This window comes from Pseudoalteromonas sp. OOF1S-7 (genome assembly GCF_022347765.1).
Lineage (GTDB): Bacteria > Pseudomonadota > Gammaproteobacteria > Enterobacterales > Alteromonadaceae > Pseudoalteromonas.
Map to the genome: position 1 here is coordinate 40,801 of NZ_JAKRFZ010000014.1, position 25,841 is coordinate 66,641.

Below are 25,841 nucleotides of genomic sequence, written 5' to 3' on the forward strand. Positions count from 1 at the left end.
TTAGGGTTAGTGGTAACAGCCAGCCAGCGGGCAAAGCTGTTTCATGGCTAGTTAGCCACTTTATTGTATAATTTAGTAAACACCCTTGAATGACCCGGGTTATGTATAAAAAAGCCTTTCTCGCGCTGAGTTTGTTTTTTGTATCTATGCTGATAGTGGCAACACTGGATACCTTTTGGTTGCACGGTGCCAAAATGCAGCGGCCAGCTCAAACACCCTTAGCAATACCGCCCGAAGATCAGTTAAAGCACCGGGACCCATCGCACCCGCTGCTCGATATGTATGCACTGGCCGCACAGTCACCGCAGGCGGCATTATCGCAACTGACTCAGTGGCAACAAGACAACCCTGATTTAAAGCCAATCGAAACCGTGTATGTGCTGTGGACTGCCAGACGCGCCTCGAGCGACGATAACGAACGCGCTGCGTTAGATAAGCAGCTCTCTGAATTGGCACAAAAACATCAGCTATACTGGTTGCAGGCCTGGGTTGCACAAGCCCGGGCAAAGGTTGCGCTGCGCACAGGTGACCTCGAAGCGGCGCGTACTGCGATTGTTGAAGGGGCAACGATTGCGCAAAAACATCATGTCGGGTTTCTTCTAACAGAGCTTTATAACACGGCTGGTGTGGTTTTTAACGCAACCAATGAGCTGGTTAAGGCGCAGCAGTATTTTCTTAAAGGGATAAAGCAGGTTGAAGCGTGGCCTGATGAGCGCCTGCATGCGCTGTTGCACAATAATCTTGGGCTTTTGTATGTGCACCTGGAACAATGGCAAAACGCATTAAAGTACCTGAGCCAGGCCGAAACACTCTACGGCCGTTATGCCGGTGCCACCCCTGAGTACATGTCTATGATCTTGCTGAACCAGTCTTTTGCACATAACCGTGCCGGGCAAGTCAGCCAGTCCAGAGAGAAATTCGAACAGGCGCTCAGCTATCTGGATGAGGATACCGGGGATTTCTATCGAATTGTGGCACTCAAAAATGAAGCCAGGTTGCTTAATCTGGAAAAAGACCTTGATGGCGCGACACAAAAAGCCACCCGCTGCATCAGCATGACCAGTGCAGAACACTATCCGATGCAGCACGGGATCTGCTGGCTGGAGCTGGGCTTTGCGCATTATGCTGGCGGAAAAATTGATGCTGCGCAATCGACAACCCAGTCGGCCGTGGCGGTTTTTAGCCAGCTTAATCACCCCCGCTGGCTGCTCAAAAGTCGGCTTTTTCTGGCGCAAGTACTGGAAAGCCAGGGCGAGGCCGCTGCGTCACTGGCACTGCTGAAAGAGGTCAGGATAGAGGAAAAAGCCATGATCATGAATGAGCTGGTTGCGCTGGATACAGCCCTGGAAGTGCAGCAAATTGCTCAGGAGCGAGACTTGTTAAGTGCTCAAAGCCGGCTATCTAACCTTGAACTATTGCTTGATAAACAGCGCTTCAGATTGTTGGTGTTGTGGCTGATCTTGGCATTCATCGGCGCCGGGTGGCTGGCACTGCGGGCCAGGGCGGTCAGTAAAGACAACCGCCGTCTGTACGATTTGAGCTTTGTTGATCCGCTCACCAAAGCGGCTAATCGGCGTTTGTATCAGCAAGAAATGACAAAGCCGAACAGGCTGCAAACGGATACGTTATATCGGCTGGTGGTGATCGACCTGGACCACTTTAAACAGATCAACGACAGTTATGGTCATGATAAGGGAGATGGGGTGCTGGCCGAGGCGGCAACCCGGCTGCAAAAGTTTGTTGCCGATGATGAATTGTTTGTCCGCTGGGGCGGCGAGGAATTCCTGATGGTGGCAAAAGAGCGTGATGATTTCCAGGCGTTTAGCCAAAACATGGTCAATGCACTAAGAGACGCCCCCTTTAAACTTGGAGACACCACACTGCGTGTTACCGCCTCGTTTGGTGTCAGCCATGCGATGAATGTACAGCAGCTGGGCGCATCAGATGCAGCATTTAAATGCGCCGATCAGTGCCTGTACCAGGCCAAAAATAATGGCCGGGATCAGGTAGTAATGCCTGAAGCAACCCGGTAAAAGATAACCAGGCGTGAGGGCCATGGCATAAAATACATGAATACAGTAATGAGCTGCTTAGGTTGTATCGGTGGCAGCGCACAACAACGGGGTCAGGTCTTGCATTGTGCAGGAATACCATCAAAAAGCCCCCGCAAATGCGGGGGTTATTTATTGGTGGAGCTGGGGGCTAAACCCGAAATGGGGGTTTGTTAAGTGATTGATAGTAAAGTTTTATTTTGGTTATTTTGCTATTACGTGACGTTTGGGTGACAGTGTCTTTAATTGGGACGAAGTTTCTTTTACTCGTGGAGCTTTAATTGTTAACAGGATTTTGCTTATAATTCACAAAGCAAGGATGATGCGATCAGCGGTAGCACACCTTAATTTTCTTGCTCGGCCTGACAAAAGTAAGCGTAGTACTGAGTGCAAGGCAAAGTGAGTATTCAGTCAATTTTTTGCAGAAAATCGATATAAGGAAATGCTTTGAACTATAACCAGGCTAAGCAAAGAGTGATGATATACCGTGTCATCGGGTTATTAATTGCAGCCCCAAGTTTAATTTCTACTGTAGTCTCCTTTTTAAAGATGATATACGTACGTATAGAAAGTGACAATATTTTCACTTCGGCTATTGCTGCTCCGATTAGAGAGCTGATTGCTTTTATTTACCGACACACTAGCTTTTTAAGTTATTTTTGGAATGCTTCACCGACACCTGATCATATGAATTTATCGGAGCCTCAAAATTTTCCTTTTATTTCTATCTATTTTCTGATTTTCGTTGGAGCTACTTTTTGCGCAATGGGGTCGAAAATGTCGAAGCGTTTAGACAGGATAAAATCAATGATCGAAGATCAGGTCATTGCAGAATCGATAAAGGGATCGTTTGCAAGAACACGTGAAGAGATTGCTAATAGTGTAGAAATACCAAAGTCTGGATTACTTTCGGAGCTACACAAATTTTATATTGCACCTATTGTTGCTGCTGTAGTTGGCGCCATTATAGTGAAGCTACTTGGATATTAAAGCCTGAGAGGCTGATACTTCAGCCAGAAAACACCGCGGTCACAGCAGAAAACACCGGGGTCAGGTCTTGCATTGTGCAGGAGTACCATAAAAAAAGCCCCCGCAAATGCGGGGGCTTATTTATTGGTGGAGCTGGGGGGATTTGAACCCCCGTCCAGAAAGCGTCGACCTTCGGTCCTACATGTTTAGTATCGTCTTTTGGTTAACCTTTAAGTCTCGGACGAACACGATAAGTAAAGGCGAGGCCGCTTAGTTTTAGCCCTTCAACCCCGGCCAGGGTTTCCGTAGCGATCTTGTGTAGGGTGACACTCCAGAACCAGAACCACAAGCATTTCATGGAGGAGTGCTAGCGGGCTATTATGCCGCTAGAGCGTAGTTATCGTCGTTTGCGATTACTTTAAATGCGGCTTTTTTACGAGGCCAACCGCCCCTCGACATGCACCTCAGGCTTCATGAATCCTGTCGAATCCTAATCAGCCCCTGAAATCTCTTTCAGTCAGTAATTGCGATTATACCCAATAAAATCCCTAAAGCTCAAGCGAAGTTTGCCGATAAGTACAATGATAATAGCTACTTGGCGGTTTTATACTCAAGTCTCATTTACAATCGTTTATATTTTGTGTAACTGAGTGTCTGATTGGGCTTAACAATTTGGGAAGGTTGTGCTCAAATAAGGCAAGGCGATGGTTTTTTAACGTATCGCTATTAGTCGATTGTCCAGTTCGTATCTGTTTTAGTGGGTTTGAATTTCGGTTGCATCTTAGATTATGGGAAATATAGCACTTTGGTTGTATTTTTTCCAAGTGATTTTTGTTGTTTTACGAGATTTACTTGCACAGACAGATAAAACTGTAAAGCGATGGGACTTGGTGCCTGATGTACAGAAGCAAGCTTGTTTCTGTCGCGATGGCATAACAGGCTGTTTTCTGTATAAGCTCTGCGCAGATTGTCAGCATGGATGCAATGCAAGTATGAGAGGTTACACAGCGGCCCTTGCCCTATGTATAGACCTGGTAGTGCATAATAAATTTAATAACATCATGCATAATTTTCGGGAAGTAAGTGATGTCTTTGTTTCATTTTGATGAGGAGTCGGGGTACGTTTCAATCAACGAACACCCTGCGAATACCGGATTTCCGGCCAGTTCCGCGCAGCTTGTCGAAGCGCTGGAGAGCTCTCCTTATGCCGACTTTGATATCATACATGCCAATATCGGGCAGCTGTTTTCGCCGTCGGACGATCGAGAAAAAGATTCTTTAATTGTTGCCCAGGCGGTGAATGCCGAGCTGTCTATTCGGGTTGACGACAATAATATGATGGCGGAGGCACGACTGACGACAGCGCGGGGTGGTAAAATGGTCACCATGGACCAGGCCCGTGAAGCGCTTAAAGCCGCCGGGGTAAAACGCGGGATCAGCAAGCAAGCATTGGATACCTTCCTGGGCCAGCAGTTTGAGCAGCCTCCCGGCAGTGTATACAGCGGTATCGTTGCCCATGGTCAGCGTGCTAAAGATGGCACCGACGCTCGGTTTGTCCGTTTGTGTATGACAGCGCAGGACAGAGTGCTGAGCCCGCAACAAAAAGACGGTGGCAAGGTCGATATGCGTGATTTGGGAGCCATTATTACCGTTAGCCCCGGTAGTCCGCTCATGAAGCGTGTACCGCCAACGCCAGGGGAAGAGGGATATTCTGTATTTGGTGATCTACTTGAGCCCAAACAGGGTAAAGACTTTGCATTGGAAGTGCCGGAAGGTACTAAGATCTCTCCTGACGATCCTAACCTGTTAATCGCTGACTCCAAAGGGGTACCGGTGGCTATCCCGCGTGGGATCCGGGTCGACGATGTACTGTGTTACGATCAGGTGGACGTCACTACTGGTCATATAGAATTTGATGGCAGTGTGATTGTCAGTGGCGATGTGAAAGACGGCATGAAGATCAAAGCCTCCGGCGACATTACGGTGATTGGCTTTGTAGAATCAGCGCACCTGGAAAGCAATGGCGCAGTTACTGTGATGCTGGGGGTGATTGGTCGTAAGCGCGAAGACGGTGAAGACTTTAGCTGTTGTATAAAAGCAAAACGCACCGTTTCCATTGGCTATGCGCAGTATTGTCATATCGAATCGCAGCAGGATCTGTTGATTGAGCGACAGGTGTTACATTGCGACCTCCGAGCTAAACGAATGATCCGAGTTGGGAAAGGCGATACACCCAGGGGCAAATTGATAGGTGGTACAGTTTACGATGCTATGCGCATTGAAGCCGGTGAAGTGGGCGCACCATCAGGGACCCGAACGCGTATTGCGCTGGCCCAGGACTGGCATATGCTGAAGCAAAAACAACAAGAATTTAAAGACCTTGAAAAGCGCCTCGCTGATAAAACCCTTGCCCTTAAACGCGCACAGATCAAAGCCCAGAAAGCGCCGGCTTCTACAAAACGTGATGCTTACCTCACTAAACTGGCGCAGAATGAACAACAACTCAGTAAACATTACGCGCGTAATCAACGTAACATGAAGCTGGTGCAACTGAAGCTGGCAAGACTGTTAAAAATGAGCCGAATTAAAATTAACGAACTGATGCATCCGGGTATTGAGTTGACCATTGCCCGAGACAGCAAGTCCTTCTCGCGGATCTACCCGCCGCACTCTGTGTTGCTGGATGAAGGTAAGATCACGCAGGAATTTGTCACCGGATAGCTTCGCCGCGATACCTCTGGTGGGTATCGCGTAATATGATTGACTATACCGATTCCTGGTCGTTTTGCTCTGCCACCTCAGGCAGAGGCCAGCCACCCAGTGTCTGCCATTTATTCACGATATGACAAAACAGCTCTGCGGTGCGCTCCGTATCATATAAGGCCGAGTGTGCCTGACTGTTGTCAAACTCAATCCCTGCGGTACGACAAGCTTTGGCCAGTACGGTCTGCCCCAGCGCCAGTCCGGCCAGCGAGGTCGTATCAAAACTCACAAACGGATGAAACGGAGTGCGTTTGATTTTGCAGCGTTCAATGGCTGCGTTTAAAAAGCCGTGATCAAATGCGGCATTATGGGCTACCACCACTGAACGCTGACATCCGGCAGCCTTTTGTGCTTTGCGCACGGCCTTGCAGATCTCTTTAATGGCTTCTTCCTCCGCCACCGCACCACGCAGTGCACTGAAGGGATCGATGCCGTTAAAGTCAATCGCCGACTGCTCGATATTGGCGCCTTCAAATGGCGCAACATGAAAATGTACCGTGTGGTCGAGGCTGAGCAGGCCCTGTTCGTCCATCTTAAGCATGCTGACGGCAATTTCCAGCAGTGCATCGGTGTCTTTATTAAAGCCTGCGGTTTCAACGTCAATGACGACCGGAAAGAAGCCGCGAAAGCGCTTTGCGAATAGGGTTTGCTCTTGTTCTGCCATAATCTGCTTGGTTTACTAAAATGAGCGGCCTATTATACTGATCAGAGCTAAAGATGCGAATTTAGTGGTGTGTTTCCTGCACGTAAAGCAAGGTAAGCGCCGTAACGAGTATGCGCGCCAGAACTTTGCCATGAAAGCCCGGTTGTAAAGGCATGATTATTGCTTGCTTTATTGCTGAGGTGTTCACTGACGATGGCGATGGCCAATCCATCAGCGCGCCCGGTTCGGTATATTTGTTCAAAGCGGAGTAAGAGCGTGAAGTTTAAAGCCAATCTGATTATTGCGACCACCCTGAGTATGTTGACGCTTCAGGCGCATGGGGCAATGCGGCAATACTCTGCCACAGCAGACAGCTCCCAATGGTTTGTCGACAGAACCACCCGGTTATCGTGCGCATTGTCACACGAAGTGCCGTATTATGGTGAAGCCATTTTCTCGGCAACGGCCAGTAAAAACAAAGATCTTACCTTCAATCTGGACATGGTGGTCAGGCCCGATAGCTACGATTTTGCCGGGCTGGAGTCTGTGCCGCCAGCATGGCGAGCCGGGTTGCCGGCACGAGTGATGGGCCAGATGAAGTTACTGAAGAAATTTGATGGTGAACTGACCAACGACATCAGCTGGGAGATGCTGACGGAGCTTGAAAAGGGCTATTATCCCACTTTTTATTATCAGGACTGGCAAAATCAGTACGATCAGATCTCCGTGGCACTCTCGTCTGTGAATTTTAAAAAAGCCTACTGGGAGTTCTTACAGTGCCGCGATAATCTGCTGCCCTACAGCTTCGAAGATATTGCCTTTACTGTGATGAACTATAAGTTCAATAGCAGTGAACTCACCAAGTCGTCGCGTAAGCGTTTGGATATGATCGGAGAATATCTCAATAACGACCCTGAAATTGAGTCGATTTACATTTCAGCCTATACAGACAGCTATGGCGGTCGCTCGGTCAATATGGCGATGTCGAAAAAACGGGCTGAAGCCATTAAAACCTACATGGCGTCAAAAGGTATACCGGAAGACAAGATTGTCACCGATGGCTTTGGTGAGAAGCGCCACATTGCATCTAACGACACGCCAATCGGGCGTGATAAAAACCGCCGCGTTGTTATTCAGATCTCCAAGCCATAAAAAAGCGCCCGTTTTGGGCGCCTGATGACAATCCAGAACCTCGTTAGATTCTATTCCTGATCAAGTCCCGGACCACAAAGCGGGCAGGGTGCAGCGCCTGATTCAGGCGTTCGCTGAGCGGGCGAGGCTCGTTACACAGCGCCGCAACCAGATGCTCTGTTACCAAAGGTGCGCTGCATAATCCGCGAGCACCGAACCCGGTCACAACATGCAGGCCTTCGTGAGGCTGTGTGAGCGGCGCAAAATCGTCGTGCTTGCCACGGCGTAGATTTGCAAATGCATTACACAGACTGCCTGGGTCAGGCACCTGGCCTGCCATAGGGAAATGATCGTTAAAGCAGCAACGCACCGCCGCTTTGGCTCCAGTGATCTCCCCCAGGCTTTGATCAAACTCGGTATTGCCATAAAAGCCCTGTAACTGAGCACGATTGGTGGCATTATCCTGCTGGGTGACCTCACGGCCCTTGCTGTATTTCTCGAAAGTCGCGCCCATACAATGCTCGCCCTGTAAGCTTGGCGTAAAGTACCCTTTGTGACATAGCACGGTAGTGAGCTCGGATGAGGCTTCGCCGGCCTGGATATGAGAAACCTGACCTCGCACACCATGCAATCCCAAATGCTGCGTCTGAGCGAACCTATCGCTGTGTTCGCCTGCACAGACAAACACGTCGGAAAACGGGCCCTGCCAATGGTCATTAACTTGTAAATACCAGCCATCCTCACGCTTGTCGAGTTTGCTGACATCTGCATTAAAGTGCTGCTGGCCAGGGCATTTCGCTTGTGCTGCGTTATAGACGGCCTCGGTCAGCTGTGGCGGGCTCACCCAGCCGGCCTGTTCGATAAACAAACCATCGAAAGGGGTGTCTATGTTGGCCAGCTTTTGTGCCTCTTCTATCGAGACATAGCGTATTAATGATTCTGGAAATAAATCACTGTTGGCTATTTTCTGGTGTTGTGTCTTTTTGCCATCGGTCACGCTTTGCAGTAGCACACCACACCAGTTATGATCGTAGCCATATCCGGCCGCTTCGATTTGCTGATAAAAGCGCCGCGCGTATAAAAAGCTCAAAGCATACAGCTCACTGGTGGTGCTGTATTCTGCCTGCAAATTGGGATAAACGGCGCCCTGACGATTGTGTGAGGCACCGCCCGCAAGGGTTTCATCTTTACAATATAAAGTAGCGCTGATGTCGCGTTTGGCAAGCTGGTAGCTTAAACAGGCTGAGCCAATACCGCCACCTATGATGGCGACGCGCTTGAGCTGACGAGTTGGGTGGCGATAGTATGCAGGATTGGTCGCCTGCAGGTTAGCCGCATTGAACTGACCGATCACCATTTCCCGTTTGCGACCGTAACCTTTGACTTTTTGACAGTCAAAGCCGGCCTGTTGTAAGCCTCGGCGGACAAAGCCCGCAGCGGTAAAGGTGGCGAAAGTGGCATTGGCACGGCTCAGTGCTGCCATGGCATCGAACAGAGATTGTTGCCACATATCCGGGTTTTTGCTGGGAGCAAAGCCATCCAGATACCAGGCATCCACCAGACCATCTGGCGTATATGAAAGTTTGGGCAAGGATGCATGAACATCACCAAACCACAAATCCAGGATCACTTCACCCCCATCAAACTCCAGGCGATGACAGCCTTCAATGGCATCCGGGTATTGTGCGCACAATTGTTGTGCCTGAATCGACAAATCTGGCCATGCTTTTAGGGCTTGTCGTAAATCCTCAATCTTGATCGGGTATTTTTCAAAAGAAATAAAGTAAAGGCGCTGAACATTGCGTTGTGTTTTCAGGCGTTGAAACTGAGCCCAGGTATTAAGAAAATTCAGACCTGTGCCAAACCCGGTTTCGGCAACCACAAAGTGCGCCTGGTCATGGCTGAGTAACCGGGTATTAAGCTTATTTTGTGTATAAAAAACATAGTCGGATTCTGCCTGGCCGTCATCGTTAGAAAAGTAGACATCGTCAAAGCTGTCTGCGACCGGCGTACCTGCGTCGTTAAAGTGTATCTGGGCGTTGCGTATCATATTGTGTCTAAAAGTTCGCTACTGAATTGACACCTATTTTACGGATTTTATTTGCGTTCGTCCGTTGCATTTTAACAAATATCAGTTCAGAGTACGTGTGTACGCTGGAAAGCTGACCACTTGGTGCCTGGTTTCAGCGTAGAATACGCGTAAATTTAAAAAGTCCTAAGGGAATTACCCATGAGAAGAGCCGTTATTACGGGTATCGGTGTAGTGTCAAGCATCGGTAACAACAAGCAAGAAGTACTAGAATCTTTGAAAGCGGGTAAAAGTGGTATCGCTTTTAACCAAGAGTTCGCAGATATGAATCTGCGCAGCCAGGTATCGGGCAAGCTGGATATTGACGTCAAGTCTCTGGTTGACCGCAAAGCACATCGCTTTATGGGAGATGCAGCTGCATTTTCTTATATTTCAATGGCGCAAGCGATTGAAGACTCAGGCCTGGCTCCTGAGCAGGTTTCTAATGAGCGCACAGGCCTGATCGTCGGTTCAGGTGGCGGATCGTCTAAGTATCAGGTTGAAGCCGCAGATATTTTGCGTGAGAAAGGCGTGAAACGTGTAGGTCCATATATGGTACCCCGCACGATGGCGAGTACAGCGTCAGCCTGTCTGGCAACACCGTTTAAAATCAAAGGTGTAAACTACTCAATCAGCTCTGCCTGCGCGACGTCAGCACACTGTATAGGTAATGCCGTAGAGCAAATTCAGCTGGGCAAACAAGACGTGATTTTTGCTGGTGGTGGTGAAGAGCTGCACTGGACGCTGGCAATGGAGTTTGATGCGATGGGGGCGTTGTCGAAGAAATACAATGATGCACCAGAAACCGCTTCACGCACCTACGATGCAAACCGTGATGGCTTTGTTATCTCTGGTGGTGGCGGTATCGTAGTGGTTGAAGAGCTAGAGCACGCGCTGGCACGTGGTGCACATATCTATGCTGAAATCGTTGGTTACGGTGCAACGTCTGATGGCTACGATATGGTTGCACCATCCGGCGAAGGGGCATTGAGATGTATGAAGCAAGCGATGCAGGACCTGGAAGGGCCAATCGATTACCTGAATACACACGGTACTTCAACACCGGTTGGTGATGTTAAAGAGCTGGGCGCCATTCAGGAGCTGTTTGGTGATAATTCTCCAGCGATCAGTGCGACCAAGGCCATGACGGGTCACGCACTGGGTGCCGCAGGTGTACACGAAGCGATTTACTCGGTGCTGATGCTGGAAAATAACTTCATTGCACCGTCCATCAATATTGATGAGCTGGATGAGCAGGCACAAGGCCTGGATATTGTGACTGAAATGCGCGAGCGTGAGCTGAACACGGTGATGTCGAACAGTTTTGGTTTTGGCGGCACCAATGCAACTTTGGTGATGCAAAAGTACAAAGGTTAATGGCGATAGCCATTTACCCATAAAAAAACCGCCTTTTGGCGGTTTTTTTATGGGTAAAATTGGTATGATTAGGCTTTGTGCTTCATCAGGCGCTCTTTGTCCCGCGACCAGTCTCTGTCTTTGATGTCGGCGCGTTTATCGTGCATCTTTTTACCTTTAGCCAGGTGGAATTCAAGTTTTACCCAGCATTTTTTCCAGTACATGGCGGTGGCCACCAGTGAAAAACCATCACGTTCGGTTGCACCGATCAGACGATCAATTTCACGCTTTTTAAGCAACAGCTTACGATAACGCATAGGGTCACAAATGACGTGCGTTGAGGCGCTGTTTAATGGTTGAATTTGACTGGCAAGCAAATAAGCTTCGCCGTCTTTGAGGTGAATATAAGTATCGGTGATATTGACCTTACCGGCTCGGATGCTTTTTACTTCCCAGCCCTGGAGTTCAATACCGGCTTCGAACTTGTCGTGTAAAAAATACTCATGACGCGCCTTTTTATTCAGCGCTATGGTATTGCTATTTGATTTGTTTGGTTTTTTCTTTGCCATAATGGCGTAGTCTACCTTGTATATCGGCGCGGATCAAAAATTGTGGTTATTTTCCCCCAGTCGTCTGTCACAAACAAGATAAATATTGAAAACCTTGGTAAAATCGCTTTGTTAGAGTTTGGAGAGCGTATGCCACAAGTAGAAAAAAGTGCGTTAGTGATGTACAGCACACAAGAAATGTTTAACTTGGTCAATGATGTTGACGCTTATCCCGCTTTTTTGCCTCATTGCTCAGGGGCGCGGGTGATTGATACTTCGGATCAAGGCATGACCGCAAGCCTTGAAATCTCTAAGGCTGGTCTGACCAAATGGTTTACAACGAAGAATCAGTATGAAGGTAATCGGGTCAGAATGCAGCTGGTTGATGGCCCGTTTAAGTCACTGCACGGGTATTGGGAGTTTGTTGAGCTGGATGAGCAGGCCTGCAAGGTGTGTTTAAAGCTTGAGTTCGAATTTGCCAACAAGTTGATTGAAATGGCATTTGGCCGCATTTTCAATGAAGTGGCGAAGAATATGGTATCGGCTTTTACACAAAGGGCTAAAACGGTATACGGAGTACGCTCATGATCCAGGTTGAAGTGGTATTTGCCTTGCCCGATAAGGCGACAACACTCAGCGTTGATGTGGCTGAAGGCACATCGGTAGAACAAGTGGTACTGCAAAGTGGCATTTTAGAGCGCTGTCCGGAAATTGATCCAACCAATCTGAGCCTGGGAGTCTGGAACAGAACGGTTAAACTGAATCACGTGGTTCGTGCGGGTGATCGGGTCGAAGTATATCGTCCGCTGATCGCCGATCCGAAAGAGGCGCGTCGTCGGCGAGCTGAAAAAGCCAAAGAAGAAGGGCGAGCCAATAAAGTCACAGGTGGCCGCCCCTTGTCGAACTAGAGAACAGTTAAGAACAGGCCACTGGATTGATGCGTAATCCTCGCACAGGTGGCCTGATTAAGTTATTTTGCTCCGTCTTTGTCATCACTCTGCTCATAGGCTGCCTTTTCATCCGCTAAATCTTGTTTCAGCTTACGGATCTTCAGCCCCAGTTCCTGACCCCTGTGTCTGGCGTAATACGTACAGCCAATAAACATACAGGAGGCAAAGAGCAACTCGAGTAAGATTAACAGCATTTCTTGTGGAGACACCCACAGCAGCGTAAGTCCGTGTGTAAAGTAGATCAACACAATGAAGTTGGCCCAGGCATAGGTGTAAGGCTTGTCCTGAATGATCCCTTTGAGTGGTAACAGAAGGGGTAAAATATATACCACAAACACAAAGCCTGCGCTGTAGCCTTCACGGGGGGCTAGTACAAACAACCACAAGGGCATGAGAATTAACAAGCCCACATACCCAATGAGGGCTGAGGCCTGAAAGCGTTTTGTAATGGGTTTTTTGGGTATCTGGCTCATGATAATTTTTTGCTTATGGTAAACAGTCGTTTAGCGAGTGCCCGGCAGATTTTAAGTTCTGTATCCGTTAGTTCACTGCTGTTGTCCATGCCAGCCACATGGGTTGCGCCATATGGCGTACCACCGCTGGTGGTTGATAGCAGTTCAGGCACATCATAGGGAACTCCCATCAACAGCATGCCGTGATGCAAGAGGGGCAAAGACAGGTTAAGCAAGGTTGCTTCATTGCCACCATGCATGCTGCTGGAAGAGGAAAACACACACGCAGGTTTGTCGATAAGCTGGCCTTTAAGCCAGATATCACTGGTGGTTTCCCAGAATGTTTTTGCCTGGGATGCCATCATGCCAAAGCGGGTGGGCGTACCAAATGCCAGTGCATCGCAGTCAATGAGATCTTGCTTTGACACCACAATATCATGGGCTTCTTTCGCAACAAAAGTTCGAAGCCTGACTTGTGCACCATGAAAGGACAACGTTTCTGCAATTTCATGTGCCATTGCAGCAACAGAACCATGACTGGAGTGATATAAAACTAAGATCTCAGGCATGGGATTACAGAATATCCAGGACTGACTCAGGCGGGCGACCAATGGCGGCCTTTTCACCTTTAACCACTATGGGTCTTTCAATCAGTTTCGGGTTTTCCAGCATTGCCTGACGGATACGCGCTTCGTCGCTGTCTTTACTCAGGCCCAACTCCTTATAAAGCGTTTCTTTGCTGCGTACCAGCTGGTGCGCTGAAGTAAAGCCCAGCTTTTGCAGTAGTGCACTTAACGTGTCTTCGTTGATAGGTGTTTTCAGGTATTCAACGACTTCAGGTTGAACGTCACGTGATTCCAGCAAAGCCAGGGTTTCACGAGATTTTGAACAGCGAGGGTTGTGGTAAATCGTAACTGACATACAAAATCCTTTACGTTAATGATACTTATCTGATTCAACGCAAATTGTACCGTATCCTGTCTGTCGTGCCTATATTTTTCCGGTTAAGTGATATCAAGCTGTAGTAAGAATCTTAACTGGGAATGTATGGTGAGGAAACAAAGCGCTGTACCAGTTTGTTACGTTGTCAGCATAACTTAGATGGCACAGCGTTTGGTTTAAAGTTTCGCAAGCTCTTTTTGCATATCCCGATATTGCGTGAGCAGTGCTTTTAAACGCAGTCGTCGTACGGTTTCTTCCTTTTCTACGTGGTTGAGCGCTTTTTGAATTTCGTCTGCCGCTCGCATAAAAGCGCCATAGTGACTGAGCAAACTGGCCTGACTTTCATGATAGTCGGCCTTCGCATCCATTTTTTTATAGGTGTCTGTGAGGAGCTGTCTTGCCAATACGTGCCCGGGCTTTTCCAGTAAAAAGACTTTAAGTAGTTGCTCCGCCAACTCATATTGCTCGCTTTTAATCGCAACGTTGGCATAGTTGAGTGTGATCACCTGGTTATTCGGTCGCAGCTGGTGTTTTTCGCCCAGTAATTTAGTGATACCACTATGATCTTTTTTTGCCAGAAGTAAGTCGGTGTAGACGTCGAGGTAAAACAGGTTATTCGGCTCTGCACTGAGAAGCTTATCCATAACGGCCTGAGCTTGCTCCAGGTTTTTCTGATCCAGATAAGTAATGGCTAAGCCATACTCCAGCGCACTTTTGTCTAGCTCCGAAGAGTGTTTGAGTGCCTGTTCAAAGTACGCCTGTGCAGACTGGCTGTCGAGTTGATATCTGGCTATCACTCGACTTTTTGCAAGCTGAAACTGAGGACTTTTCGGGACATAGCGTTGCTCATATTGTTGGGCACGTAAACGAACGTCCGAGACCCGAGAGTCGGGCAGGGGGTGAGACATTAAAAAGACAGGGGCTTTATTTTTAAAGCGTACCTGGGCTGCGAGTTTACTCAGAAACTCGCTCGATGCATGTGGGTCGAACCCTGCACTGTATAAGGTTTGCATACCAAAGCGGTCAGCTTCTTGTTCGGCTTTACGGCTGTGAGTCAGCTGACTCAGTGCCGACTGTGTGGAGCTGGCAGACAGAATTGCCATGCCCGCATCGGGCGCGATAACGGTTGCCAGAATCCCGGTGATCATACCAGCAATGGTAAGCGCACTGTTGTCTCTGGCTTGCTGAATTCTGCGTGCCAGGTGGCGCTGTGTGACGTGCGCGATTTCGTGGCCCAGTACGGAGGCGAACTGACTTTCGTTGTCGGCCTGGGCCATCAGGCCCGTATGCACGCCCACATGTCCGCCATAAAAGGCAAAGGCGTTAATATCTTTGTTGTCAATCCAGAAAAATGAAAAGGGAAAGCGCACGTCGTTGGCATTAGCAACCAATTTATTACCCAGGGTTGATAAATATTCGTCAAGTACCGGGTCCTGAACCAGCTTAGATCCAGAGCGGATCTGCATCATCATAATTTCGCCGATGGCTTTTTCTTTATCTATAGGCAGCACCTGCACTGCAGATGTACCCAGATCGGGCAGTTTGAGTGCCGACTGAGCCTGACCCGAAACGGAAATACTCAAAGCCAGGGCACACAAAGATGCCTGAAACAGCTTTCTTAACTGCATTCTAATCCTTATTTATTTCGTCGCCGAGCATGATCTTGGCAATGTCGACTTCATCGCTGCATGCCCTGGCGTCTTTTTCGCACAACATGTAAAAATCTTTAATTGAGACCCCATCAACCTTAATAACGTTCAATTCTCTTTGCAGTATGCTCAAAGTTTTGTGTACTACTTTATGTGCGTGCAATATCAGCGCTTTATCTGCGGTATCGCCGCGGTCAAAATAAAAGGCGATAAATTTATGCAGCTGATTAAAACGCAGCAGTACCTTCATGGTATGTGGATCCCAGACGTTAAACTCAAGATACTTATTGTCTTTAAGATAACGGTCTACTTTAACGCCCTTTGCAATCGGGTAGGCCCACAACTCAAAACCTCGGTCAGTAAACACTTGATGAAGTGACAATGCGGGAGCTTTATCACAGTGAATGAGGCCGTTTTGATCTTCATATCCGCCAAGCAGGGACAAATTCCAGTTACGCTTGTCCAGCAGACGTTTGACAGCATGATCAAAGCCATGCTGAAAAATACCTTCGCCTTCACTAACTGAAGAGGCGACAAGATGATAAAATGGTGGCAACTCACCCCAGTTAATTTGTTTTTTAAACCAGTTTATTTCTTTTAAGGTTGGGTTGTCAGGCAAACGCGCCTTGTTGTTTACACCAGGCATGTGAACATCCGAAAATCACTATCTCTATTATAAGGATAACGCATTGACAGGGTTCAGGCTATACGGTTTGTGCACTGAGCAAGCCAGAACCGCACTCAGATACAGGCGAAGGGTTTTAACAGATTGAAATTAGAATTAAATAAGGCTCCAAACAGAGTGATTGAATGTGATTTGCGGCCTTTTCAGTGTCCGCAGCTTTTTGTCCAGTTTAAGTGGCAGCTTAAACAGGCTAAAACCCAAACAAAAGCAGTACGCTTTTTTTACACTAAAGAACAAGACTTGCGAGATGTAATGCGCTATTTAAGCAATCAAGGTGTCGTATTTCAACACAATCAACAGTCAGAACCATTTTTTATACAAGTGGAGTGTTTAGATGATTGAACTCATTAAATCCTGGTACAGGGCCAAGTTTTCAGACCCTAACTCAGTGACCTTATTGCTGATGCTGCTGGCGATGGCCGCGCTATTGTATTTTTTTGGGACTTTCATTATTCCGGTGTTGGTGGCCATCGTGATTGCGTATTTGCTGGACTGGCCTGTGACGCGCTTGCAACGGGTTGTGCCCAGCAGACAAATGGCGACCAATATCGTGATGCTGGTTTTTGTCGGTGTCATGTTGGCGCTGATGTTTGGGATTGTACCTGTACTGTGGACGCAAACCAGTAATCTGGTACAAGAAGCGCCGACCATGATTGAAGAAGGCAAATATTACCTGCTGCATTTACCGGACAACTATCCAAATCTGATATCCGCAGAGCAGGTACAAAATCTGGTGGGGGCTGTTGAGACTAAACTATTTGAATTTGGACAGCAGGTTGTTTCTGCTTCACTGACATCGATTAAAGATGTTGTGGCCTGGTTGATTTATTTGGTACTGGTGCCGCTGCTGGTGTTTTTTATGCTCAAAGATAAGAGTCAACTGACGACGGGCTTGTTACAGTTGGTGCCAAAAGAAAGACGTCTCATAAATCAGGTGTGGGAGGAGATGGACCATCAGATTATGAACTACATTCGCGGCAAGGTATTTGAAATCATCATTGTGGGTTTATCCAGCTTTGTTGCTTTTACTGTGCTTGACTTACGTTACGCTGCGCTACTTGGGACTTTGGTCGGTTTCTCTGTTCTGATCCCCTTTATTGGGGCGGCTGTTGTGACCTTGCCGGTAGCCGCGGTTGCATTATTTCAGTTTGGCATAGCGCCGGAGTTTTGGACTGTACTGGTTGTGTATGGGGTGATCCAGGCACTGGATGGCAATGTGCTGGTGCCCTTACTGTTTTCTGAAGCGGTCGATCTAAACCCGGTTTACATCATCGTGGCCGTGCTATTTTTCGGTGGTTTGTGGGGGTTCTGGGGGGTCTTCTTTGCCATCCCGCTGGCCTCGCTGGTAAAAGCACTTCTTAATGCCTGGTCAACACAGCACCAGGAATACCTCGCCGCAGAGGCTGAATAAACGCCTATTACCTGACAGGTGGCGCCCCCACGCCGCCTGTTGCCATTCTACACCTCTTCGAATGTTATCTTGTACCATTTTGGAATAACGATCTTCATTTATACAGCAAATGATTATTATGCTTGCTCTGTCTTTTATGTAAAATGGAATATGATATTCTATATTGTTATAAAGGAGCGCCGTGTGATCCAGTCTGAGCAAGACCAACTAATCTACCTCGATGCCAATGCCACTACACCGGTATTACCCGAGATTGCCAGGGTTGTGGTACACACTATGCAAGTGTGTTTCGGTAACCCATCCAGTGCCCATATAACAGGTGTACAGGCTAAGCACCTGATGGAAGAAGCGCGTAACAAAGGCCGCGAGGTGATAGGGGCAACCAGTGGAGAGCTGCTATTCACCTCAGGGGCGACTGAAGGGATCCAAACGGCGATCGTTTCTGCATTAAGCGATTATGTGCAGCATCATAACATGCAATATGCTCGGCCTGTTTTGATGTACGGCGCGACAGAGCATAAAGCGGTACCCAATACATTGAAGCACTGGAACCGATTACTCGGCCTGAATGCGCAGATCCTCGAAATTCCGGTGGACACACAAGGTTTACTGGATCTGGACTTTATTGCTGAGCACATCGCTCAGGCTGTGATGATATGTACGATGGCAGCCAACAATGAAACGGGTGTAAAACAGGATCTGGCCAGGCTAGAGCAGGTGATCCGAGAAGGTAACACGCACACTGCCTGGATGGTGGACTGTGTTCAGGCATTGGGTAAATTGCCCCTTCAGTTGTCACAAACCACGATAGATTATGCGCCGTTTTCTGGGCACAAGCTATACGCGCCAAAAGGGATCGGGTTTTTGTATATTCGCAGTGGCAGCCCTTATACGCCCTTTATCGCAGGAGGTGGTCAGGAGTCGGGAATGCGTTCAGGAACTGAAAATATTCCCGGTATTGCTGCACTCAGCACACTCTTTGATATGTTGCTCGATAAAGCAAACTCACCCTTTAATTCGGTTGAGCAGCTTGAGAAACACCGCAGTATGCTGGCTGAGGCCGTTGAAACGACGTTCAATCAGGTTACGTTCCATCATGACTTCGCTCTTTCGGTACCAACCACACTGAACTTTTCGGTCGACCACCTGACCAGCAAAGAGGTAATTGACTTGCTGGATGCTGCGGGTATCCGGGTTAGCGGTGGTTCAGCCTGTAGCTCGGGCTCAAGTCGCAGTTTTGTGCTGGATGCGATGAAAGCCCCGGACTGGCAAAGCGAAAACGCAATTCGACTGTCATTTGGTCCAGCTGACAGCGAAGTCCAGATACGCCGTGCATGTGAAGCGCTAGTAAGCCTGAAACCTATCCTTGAGAACAATTGCCTAGTGGTGTCGGATAGCACTGCGCCTGAGCAGGAAGCCTGTGCTGTGGGCCTGACTCAGCTTCGCCATCAGGGAGCTTGTTGCTGGCTGTATGTCACGCCAGACAAACAGGCTGTGATTGTGGACCCGGTGCCGGAGCTGGTGCCTCGCCTGCAACGCTTACTTGATAAACAAGGGCTGAATTGCGAGGCCCTGCTTAAAACTTACATGAGTGAGCAAGCAATCGACGCGGTAAACTTGTTAGCCCACAATCTCTCCAATGACAAAGCGTTTGACGAATTTGGCTGGCCTGAGGGTTGCGCTGAGGGTTTGTTACAGGGGACGCTGGTTAAGTTGCCTGATGCCGAGAAAGAGACTGACAGACGTTGTTATTTATTGATGCAGGGAGACGATGTGTCTGCCTGTTTTGCTGGCAAGCTGTTGTTACCCCAAGGTTTGGGAGACAGCCTGGGTGAGGTGGCGCGTGCTGCGTCTATGGCTGAGACATTGTTACGTCTCAACGAAGTACTGGATGACAACAGCCTGATTTGTAGTGCACTGGACTATCAGCAATGCTTTGCAATTAACTGGCATGCTCAGGTTCAGATCAGTCCGCTGTTGGGTCGCCTGTTAAATGGCGCATGTTCAACCGACGAATTTATAGAACAAAAAGTCAGTATTGATAGCGATTCCAGCACTTTCAGAGAGCGTTTTCTTGGCGCTCTGATGGACTCAGCAGTGCCTGCAGTTAAGGTGCTGAACAGATCCGCGGCAGAAGACTGGTTGCAATGTCATGAAGGGGTGATCATTGACTGTCGCGAACCCTATGAATCGGATGTGTCGCGTCGGGGGATCACTGAGCTGTTCGGTAATGTAGCCGTGGGTCGGGTACTCAATATTCCATTGAGCAGAATGACGGATGTGCTGCGTAACGGGGCGCTGGATTCATCGCGCTATTACCTTTTGGTGTGTCGTACTGGTAACCGCTCTATGCAGGCGGGTAATACGCTGGCGTTACTGGGTTTTGATCGGGTGGCCAATCTGCAAGGCGGACTGGCATTAAATTAAAGCACAGATGCTCCGCTTATTGCGGAGCATCTGCATTTATCGCGGTGCAGGACCAGTACTTTCCCGTACCACCATGCTGGGCGTGAACGTGGTAATGATGTCTTTATCCTGATTGCGGCTGCCACGGGTTTTTGAAAACAACAGCCGTGCAGCGTGCTCAGAAATCACATTGTTCGCCTGATGCGCTGTGGTGAGCTTCGGCCAGGTCTGGCGCGAGAAGGGGGAGTCTTCGAATCCGGAAATAGACAGCTGAGCCGGGATCTCAATATTCATCAACCGGGCAGCAAACAAGGCGCCTGCAGCCACCTCATCGTTCCCTCCTAAAATGGCCGTGATCTGCTTGGGATTGCCATCTTCAAGCAGGGCTTTTGCGCCTTTAACGCCAGATTCAAAAGAGTAGGTACCATTGTGAACGAACTCATCATTAAAGGTTATCTGATGATCGGCTAAAGCCTGTTTGTAGCCCGCCAGACGTTCAGTGGTTGATTTGTGTTCCTCATCACCACAGACAAAGGCAATATGTTTATGCCCGAGCGTGATCAGATGTTCGGTGATTTCGTATGCGGCGGCGAAATCATCGACATAGATACAGTTTTTAGATTTTTCTGTGTCATCTTCATTGTGGCCAGACAGCAGCCGTACGTAGCTGACTCCCAGCTCGTCCAGCATATCTATGATAGGTTGCTGTTCAGAGAGCGGCGGAGTCAGCACCAAACCGGCAAGCCGCGAGCGTTTGATCATGGTGGCAATTTCCGCCTGCATGTCTTCTTGCTGCGCATTGCATGGGTGGATCACCAGCTCATAGCCTTCCTCCTTACAGCGCGACAATACACCATTTTGCATATCTATGATGTAGTAAGCATTGGGGTTGTCATAAACCAAGCCGATGGCAAATGATGACGTCCCTGCCAGGTTCCTTGCAGCAGTATTAGGTTGATAATTGAGCTCTTTCACGGCAAGCATCACCTGATCGTAGGTTTTTTTGCGTACCGATGGTTCCTTGTTAATTACGCGCGATACAGTTTTCATCGACACGCCCGCGTGTTTTGCTACATCGTTGATGGTTACTTTCATCTTGTTTTTCTTCTGTGAGAGAAGGTGGTACTATAATGTGTACAAGTGCCTAGCTGTGCACTTTTTAGCGCGATCATTGCGCATTCCTGATGACTATCATTCAGGTATTCACTCGGTATAGTCCGTGCCTTGATTTCATAAAATGATCATTTACGGTTTCTAGTCTATCCAATTTGCTCTCAAATTAGCAGCAAAAATTCTACCAAATAAATTAATGATACCGGTGTCAAAAAGTAAAAATTGGGGTATTATGCGCAATGTAAAATTGAGTATTAGCTATTTGACAGCGTTGTCATTTTAACTTATGTTTAACGCAAGACACCGTTTAACACTTGTGATAATTACAATTTTTATTGTTTTGAAAACGCATCGTCACTAGGGGAATTTATATGAGTTGCCGTACACAACTATCGAGTTGGCAGGCTTTAACAACAGCATCCGAACAACTAAAGACACAACATCTGAAATCTTTGTTTGAACAGGATGCAACGAGATTTGACCAGTTCTCTCGTCAGATCCCAGGCTTGTTGTTTGATTTTTCTAAGCAACTTATTGATAAAGAAACTTTTGCTCAGCTTATTAATTTAGCTGAGGAATGTGGGCTGGCCCAGTGGCGTGACAAATTGTTCGCGGGTGACAAGATCAATATCACCGAAGACCGTGCAGTGCTGCATGTTGCGTTACGTAACCGCAGTAATACACCGATTTATGTCGATGGCGACAATGTCATGGATCAGGTGAACGCAGAACTTGAAAAAATGAAAGCGTTCAGTCACAAAGTGCGCAGCGGTGACTGGCTGGGCTACACAGGCAAAGCGGTTAAAGACGTGGTTGCAATCGGCGTTGGCGGTTCCAACCTGGGTCCTCAGATGGTGACTGACGCGCTGAGCGCTTATGCTGATGATACGCTCAATGTGCATTATGTTTCTAATGTTGACGGTGTGCAGCTGGCCCATGTATTAGATAAGGTTTCGCCTGAAACCACTTTGTTTGTAATTTCGTCAAAAACCTTCACGACGTCAGAAACCATGACCAACGCGCGCTCTGCGGTAGCCTGGTTCCTGAATGCTGCACAGAACGAAGCTGAAATTGCCAAGCATTTTGTTGCTGTGAGTACTAACCTTGAAAAAACACGTGCCTTTGGTATCAGCGACGAAAACGTCTTCACCATGTGGGACTGGGTGGGTGGGCGCTTCTCATTATGGAGCGCGATTGGTTTACCCATTGCCCTATATCTGGGTTATGACAAGTTCGAGGCCATTTTAGAAGGGGCCCATGAAGTCGATGAGCATTTTAAAACCGCGTCATTTGATCAGAATATTCCGCTCATTATGGCGCTATTGAGCGTCTGGAACACTAGCTTTCTGGGTTATCAGTCGCAGGCTATCTTGCCTTATGATCAGGCGCTGCATATGTTGCCTGCTTATTTGCAGCAGGGTGAAATGGAAAGTAACGGCAAACATGTGACCTTTGCAGGACAATCCGTCCCTTACACAACTGTGCCACTGATCTGGGGCATGACGGGTATTAATGGTCAGCATGCTTTTTATCAGTGTCTGCATCAGGGCAATATCATCGTCCCTGCTGATTTCATTGCGTCGCTTAAGCCGCAGCGTGATGTGGCCAAACACCATGATATTTTGCTGTCGAACTTTTTCGCTCAAACCGAAGCCCTGATGGCTGGTGTGAATGAGCAACAAGTGCGTGCTGATCTGAGTGCAAAAGGTAAATCAGAGGCTGAAATTGAGCGCCTGTTGCCGCATAAGATCCATGAAGGAAACCGACCTACTACATCTATGATTCTGGATAAAGTTGATGCAAAAGCGGTAGGGCGTCTCATTGCATTGTATGAACATAAAATCTTTTGTCAGGGCATTGTACTTGAGGTTTGCTCGTTTGATCAGTGGGGTGTTGAGCTGGGCAAAGGTCTGGCCAGCGCCATTGAAGCTGAATTGACGCAGGATGGGGTGACACACCCACACGATAGCTCCACAGCCGGACTGATAGCGTACTACAAACAAAACAGATAACAACCACAGGTGCTTAGCCTGTGGTGTGCCTGAATTAATTTGGGCACGAGTGAAAAGAATACCTTTGAACGGGTAGCGCTGGAGTGCTTAGGGCCTGTATTTTTGTGAGAGGAATTACAGTGCCCCTAAGGCTCATTTTTTCAAATTTATTGGCCTTGTCATAACCTGTAAGTGGCAGGCGGGTAAACTGGCTAAAACAGCCAACGAGCAGTGACGGAGCAGACTCTAATTGGGGATGTATGGCGTAGTCGTCACGACGAAGTGCATACATGGATCAGGCGGGTTACCCGTTACCACCTCTAACCTCACTGCGGCACCACGTAATGGTTTCTTTGTTGACACCATAAAGTGATGCATACGAATTCAAATCCAGCAAGAAAGCAGAGTTTGCTAGTCTGCAAGCAGACTAGAAAACGGTTTTAACTAACGAGCGTGTGATGCACTTTGGTGCTACGCGCCTAACCTTGTGAGACATAATTATGCTTAATCCTTTTGATATCGTAATTTTTGGTGGGGGCGGCGACTTAGCGTTACGAAAGTTGTTACCGGCAATGTATCGTGCGTATCAAGAAGGTAATTTACCTGAAGGCTCACGCGTACTTCCTACCGTCCGGGCACAAAAACAACAAGAACAATACCTTGCCACGGCAGAGCAGGCGCTTCAATCTCACCTTAGTGAAGGAGAGTTTAACGCTAAAGACTGGCAGGCCTTTGCCCAGTTTTTAGTCCCTGTGGTGGTCAATGTCACCGAGGCAGATGATAACTGGGATGCATTGAAAGATATTTTGGATGCGGATGGCGAAGAAAAGTCACGTGTATTCTACCTTTCCTTACCTCCTGCGGTGTACGGTACCTGTTGTGAATTGCTCTCTCAGAAGAGCCTGATCACAGACAATTCACGTGTTGTCGTAGAAAAACCCATTGGCTATTGCGGTAAGTCCGCAGAAGAAATTAACGGTAAGATTGCCCAGTTTTTTGATGAGAACCAGATCTTCCGTATTGACCACTACTTAGGTAAAGAAACCGTACAGAACCTGATGGCACTGCGTTTTGCTAACGTCCTGTTCGAAAACCTCTGGGATGCCAAATCAATCGACAACATCCAGATCAGTATCTCGGAGACGGTGGGTCTTGAAAGCCGGGCCGGATTTTATGATAAAGCCGGTGCTCTGCGAGACATGGTACAGAACCATTTGTTGCAGCTTTTATGCCTGGTGGCGATGGAGTCTCCGTCAAAGTTGAATGCGAACAGTATCCGTGCTGAAAAGCTAAAAGTACTTGAAGCACTGCGTCCTTTGGTTGGTGAGGATGTTGATGATAACGTGGTGCGTGGCCAGTATGTGCCGGGCGACCTGAACGGCAAGCTGGTGCCTGGCTACCTGGAAGAGCTGGGCGAAGGGTCCAGTACCACAGAAACCTTTGTGGCTATTCGTGCGCATATTGATAACTGGCGTTGGGCTGGTGTGCCTTTTTACCTGAGAACAGGTAAGCGCATGAAAAAGCGCTGTGCAGAAATTGTGGTTGAATATAAGCCTGTTTCTCACAATGTTTATGGCCCAAGTGTGGGCCCGATCCAGCCTAATCGCCTTGAGATCCGCTTGCAGCCGGAAGAAAGTATCCAGCTGACACTGATGTCTAAGCGCCTGGATAACCTGGAAATGCAACTGGAGCCTGTGACGCTGAACATCGAGCTGAGCCAACAGTACAGCAAAGGCTTCCATTCAGACGCCTACAAGCGCCTGATGCTGGACGCTGCGGCAAATAATCCGGCACTGTTCATTCATCGTGATGAAGTTCGCGAAGCCTGGCAGTGGATCGACCCGATTGTTGCACGCTGGCAGGAAAAAGGGACTCCTTCACTCTATCGTGCAGGATCATGGGGTCCAGAAGCTGCCGATGAGCTGCTTGAAGAAAATAATCATGCCTGGTTCAATGTGGGGGAAAAAGCATAATGGCGCAGCTGAACGAACAATTTTTTGACAGCAAAGATGCAATGACAGCAAAGCTGGCCGAGCTCTTGAGCTGCACGCTTCGCGATGCGATCGATTCGGATGGTCGTGCTACCGTGCTGGTATCAGGTGGGTCGTCGCCGGCACCAGCCTATCAGCACCTTTCAAACCTGCCACTGGCCTGGGATAAGGTCACGGTGGCTATGGTTGATGAGCGCTGGGTTGATGCCAACCATGAAAAGTCCAATGAGGCCTTCATCAACGCGACACTATTGCAAAATGAAGCAAGCAAAGCAGAATTTGTAACCATGAAAAATGCTGAGGTGACGGCACAAGCAGGTCAGGTCACATGTGAAAATGCCTATGCAGCTCTGAAATCGCCTTTCGATATTTCCATTCTTGGCATGGGCCCGGACGGCCATACTGCGTCATTGTTCCCGCACGCTGAAGGACTGGAACAGGCATTGCAAACCTCTGATCTCGTGTGTGCCATCAATGCTAAGCAAAGTGAAGTAACAGGCAGTATCACTGAGCGTATGAGCCTGACGCTGGCAGGCATTGCTAATACTAAGCATGCCGTGTTACTTATCAGTGGAGAGGCAAAGCGCGCGGTATACGAAGAAGCCAAGCAACCAGGCTCTGAGCTCGACATTCCGTTGCGCGCGGTGTTAAATCATCCGGATCTAACGCTTAGCGTGTTTTGGTGCCCTTAATCAGCCAGACGCAGTAGCCATAGATTAAAA

General features: G+C 48.2%; 22 protein-coding genes and 1 other RNA gene. 13 read left to right on the plus strand and 10 right to left on the minus strand.

The window, feature by feature from the left end; all coding sequences use genetic code 11:
- The first annotated feature begins 101 nt into the window (after window positions 1-101).
- Entirely contained in the window at window positions 102-2,033 is a 1,932-nt protein-coding gene (locus MHN33_RS17905; protein ID WP_239399925.1) for a diguanylate cyclase, read from the plus strand.
- A gap of 465 nt (window positions 2,034-2,498) precedes the next feature.
- On the plus strand, window positions 2,499-3,041 hold the full coding sequence (locus MHN33_RS17910) for a YniB family protein (RefSeq protein ID WP_239399927.1): 543 nt from the start codon (window positions 2,499-2,501) through the stop codon (window positions 3,039-3,041).
- A 124-nt stretch (window positions 3,042-3,165) separates the two neighbouring features.
- Here MHN33_RS17910 and ssrA read toward each other — a convergent pair.
- Window positions 3,166-3,522, minus strand: a transfer-messenger RNA (tmRNA) gene (ssrA, locus tag MHN33_RS17915).
- 584 nt (window positions 3,523-4,106) lie between these two features.
- Between ssrA and MHN33_RS17920 the strand changes: the two genes are divergently transcribed.
- Window positions 4,107-5,741, plus strand: coding sequence for a FapA family protein (locus MHN33_RS17920; protein ID WP_239399929.1), 1,635 nt, complete (start codon window positions 4,107-4,109; stop codon window positions 5,739-5,741).
- A gap of 43 nt (window positions 5,742-5,784) precedes the next feature.
- On the opposite strand, the gene rnt is transcribed toward MHN33_RS17920, so the two are convergent.
- Window positions 5,785-6,447, minus strand: coding sequence for a ribonuclease T (gene rnt, locus MHN33_RS17925; RefSeq protein WP_239399931.1), 663 nt, complete (start codon window positions 6,445-6,447; stop codon window positions 5,785-5,787).
- A 255-nt stretch (window positions 6,448-6,702) separates the two neighbouring features.
- On the opposite strand from rnt, the gene MHN33_RS17930 reads away from it, so the two are divergent.
- The gene (locus MHN33_RS17930) at window positions 6,703-7,578 is read left to right on the plus strand and encodes an OmpA family protein (RefSeq protein WP_239399933.1); all 876 of its coding nucleotides are present in this window, start codon (window positions 6,703-6,705) and stop codon (window positions 7,576-7,578) included.
- Between the two features lie 43 nt (window positions 7,579-7,621).
- On the opposite strand, the gene mnmC is transcribed toward MHN33_RS17930, so the two are convergent.
- Window positions 7,622-9,607: a bifunctional tRNA (5-methylaminomethyl-2-thiouridine)(34)-methyltransferase MnmD/FAD-dependent 5-carboxymethylaminomethyl-2-thiouridine(34) oxidoreductase MnmC gene (gene mnmC / locus MHN33_RS17935; RefSeq protein WP_239399935.1), complete on the minus strand. Its 1,986-nt coding sequence runs from the start codon at window positions 9,605-9,607 to the stop codon at window positions 7,622-7,624.
- A gap of 180 nt (window positions 9,608-9,787) precedes the next feature.
- On the opposite strand from mnmC, the gene fabB reads away from it, so the two are divergent.
- Window positions 9,788-11,002 (plus strand): beta-ketoacyl-ACP synthase I, encoded by a 1,215-nt coding sequence (gene fabB, locus MHN33_RS17940; RefSeq protein WP_239399937.1) that lies wholly within the window; start codon window positions 9,788-9,790, stop codon window positions 11,000-11,002.
- A gap of 68 nt (window positions 11,003-11,070) precedes the next feature.
- Here fabB and smpB read toward each other — a convergent pair whose 3' ends face one another.
- Entirely contained in the window at window positions 11,071-11,550 is a 480-nt protein-coding gene (smpB, locus tag MHN33_RS17945) for an SsrA-binding protein SmpB (protein ID WP_239399939.1), read from the minus strand.
- Between the two features lie 129 nt (window positions 11,551-11,679).
- Between smpB and MHN33_RS17950 the strand changes: the two genes are divergently transcribed.
- Window positions 11,680-12,117 (plus strand): type II toxin-antitoxin system RatA family toxin, encoded by a 438-nt coding sequence (locus MHN33_RS17950; protein WP_239399941.1) that lies wholly within the window; start codon window positions 11,680-11,682, stop codon window positions 12,115-12,117.
- The gene (locus tag MHN33_RS17955; protein WP_239399943.1) at window positions 12,114-12,437 is read left to right on the plus strand and encodes an RnfH family protein; all 324 of its coding nucleotides are present in this window, start codon (window positions 12,114-12,116) and stop codon (window positions 12,435-12,437) included. The genes MHN33_RS17950 and MHN33_RS17955 overlap by 4 nt, the downstream gene beginning before the upstream one ends.
- Window positions 12,438-12,499: 62 nt before the next feature.
- Here the strand turns inward: MHN33_RS17955 and MHN33_RS17960 are convergent, their stop codons facing one another.
- The 5 genes from MHN33_RS17960 to MHN33_RS17980 form a co-directional block, all read right to left on the minus strand.
- Window positions 12,500-12,952, minus strand: a complete 453-nt coding sequence (locus tag MHN33_RS17960) for a DUF2069 domain-containing protein (RefSeq protein WP_239399945.1) — start codon at window positions 12,950-12,952, stop codon at window positions 12,500-12,502.
- The gene (wrbA, locus tag MHN33_RS17965; RefSeq protein WP_239399947.1) at window positions 12,949-13,500 is read right to left on the minus strand and encodes an NAD(P)H:quinone oxidoreductase; all 552 of its coding nucleotides are present in this window, start codon (window positions 13,498-13,500) and stop codon (window positions 12,949-12,951) included. The genes MHN33_RS17960 and wrbA overlap by 4 nt, the downstream gene beginning before the upstream one ends.
- 4 nt (window positions 13,501-13,504) lie before the next feature.
- Window positions 13,505-13,852, minus strand: a complete 348-nt coding sequence (gene arsC / locus MHN33_RS17970) for an arsenate reductase (glutaredoxin) (RefSeq protein WP_239399949.1) — start codon at window positions 13,850-13,852, stop codon at window positions 13,505-13,507.
- 197 nt (window positions 13,853-14,049) lie between these two features.
- Window positions 14,050-15,501, minus strand: a complete 1,452-nt coding sequence (locus MHN33_RS17975; RefSeq protein WP_239399951.1) for a M48 family metalloprotease — start codon at window positions 15,499-15,501, stop codon at window positions 14,050-14,052.
- Window position 15,502: 1 nt separating this feature from the next.
- Window positions 15,503-16,168, minus strand: a complete 666-nt coding sequence (locus MHN33_RS17980) for a hypothetical protein (protein WP_239399953.1) — start codon at window positions 16,166-16,168, stop codon at window positions 15,503-15,505.
- Between the two features lie 123 nt (window positions 16,169-16,291).
- On the opposite strand from MHN33_RS17980, the gene MHN33_RS17985 reads away from it, so the two are divergent.
- The 3 genes from MHN33_RS17985 (at window position 16,292) to MHN33_RS17995 (ending at window position 20,045) form a co-directional block, all read left to right on the plus strand.
- The gene (locus MHN33_RS17985) at window positions 16,292-16,549 is read left to right on the plus strand and encodes a hypothetical protein (protein ID WP_239399955.1); all 258 of its coding nucleotides are present in this window, start codon (window positions 16,292-16,294) and stop codon (window positions 16,547-16,549) included.
- Window positions 16,542-17,618: an AI-2E family transporter gene (locus MHN33_RS17990; RefSeq protein ID WP_239399957.1), complete on the plus strand. Its 1,077-nt coding sequence runs from the start codon at window positions 16,542-16,544 to the stop codon at window positions 17,616-17,618. Before MHN33_RS17985 ends, MHN33_RS17990 begins: the two co-directional genes overlap by 8 nt.
- Before the next feature lie 150 nt (window positions 17,619-17,768).
- Window positions 17,769-20,045: an aminotransferase class V-fold PLP-dependent enzyme gene (locus MHN33_RS17995; protein WP_239399959.1), complete on the plus strand. Its 2,277-nt coding sequence runs from the start codon at window positions 17,769-17,771 to the stop codon at window positions 20,043-20,045.
- Window positions 20,046-20,081: 36 nt separating this feature from the next.
- Here MHN33_RS17995 and MHN33_RS18000 read toward each other — a convergent pair whose 3' ends face one another.
- Window positions 20,082-21,119 carry a LacI family DNA-binding transcriptional regulator gene (locus MHN33_RS18000; RefSeq protein WP_239399961.1) on the minus strand — a complete coding sequence of 346 codons (1,038 nt, stop codon included), beginning with the start codon at window positions 21,117-21,119 and terminating at the stop codon, window positions 20,082-20,084.
- Window positions 21,120-21,508: 389 nt separating this feature from the next.
- On the opposite strand from MHN33_RS18000, the gene pgi reads away from it, so the two are divergent.
- The 3 genes from pgi (at window position 21,509) to pgl (ending at window position 25,811) form a co-directional block, all read left to right on the plus strand.
- Entirely contained in the window at window positions 21,509-23,149 is a 1,641-nt protein-coding gene (gene pgi, locus MHN33_RS18005; RefSeq protein ID WP_239399963.1) for a glucose-6-phosphate isomerase, read from the plus strand.
- A 479-nt stretch (window positions 23,150-23,628) separates the two neighbouring features.
- On the plus strand, window positions 23,629-25,101 hold the full coding sequence (zwf, locus tag MHN33_RS18010; RefSeq protein WP_239399965.1) for a glucose-6-phosphate dehydrogenase: 1,473 nt from the start codon (window positions 23,629-23,631) through the stop codon (window positions 25,099-25,101).
- The gene (gene pgl, locus MHN33_RS18015; protein ID WP_239399967.1) at window positions 25,101-25,811 is read left to right on the plus strand and encodes a 6-phosphogluconolactonase; all 711 of its coding nucleotides are present in this window, start codon (window positions 25,101-25,103) and stop codon (window positions 25,809-25,811) included. Before zwf ends, pgl begins: the two co-directional genes overlap by 1 nt.
- Window positions 25,812-25,841 lie beyond the last annotated feature (30 nt).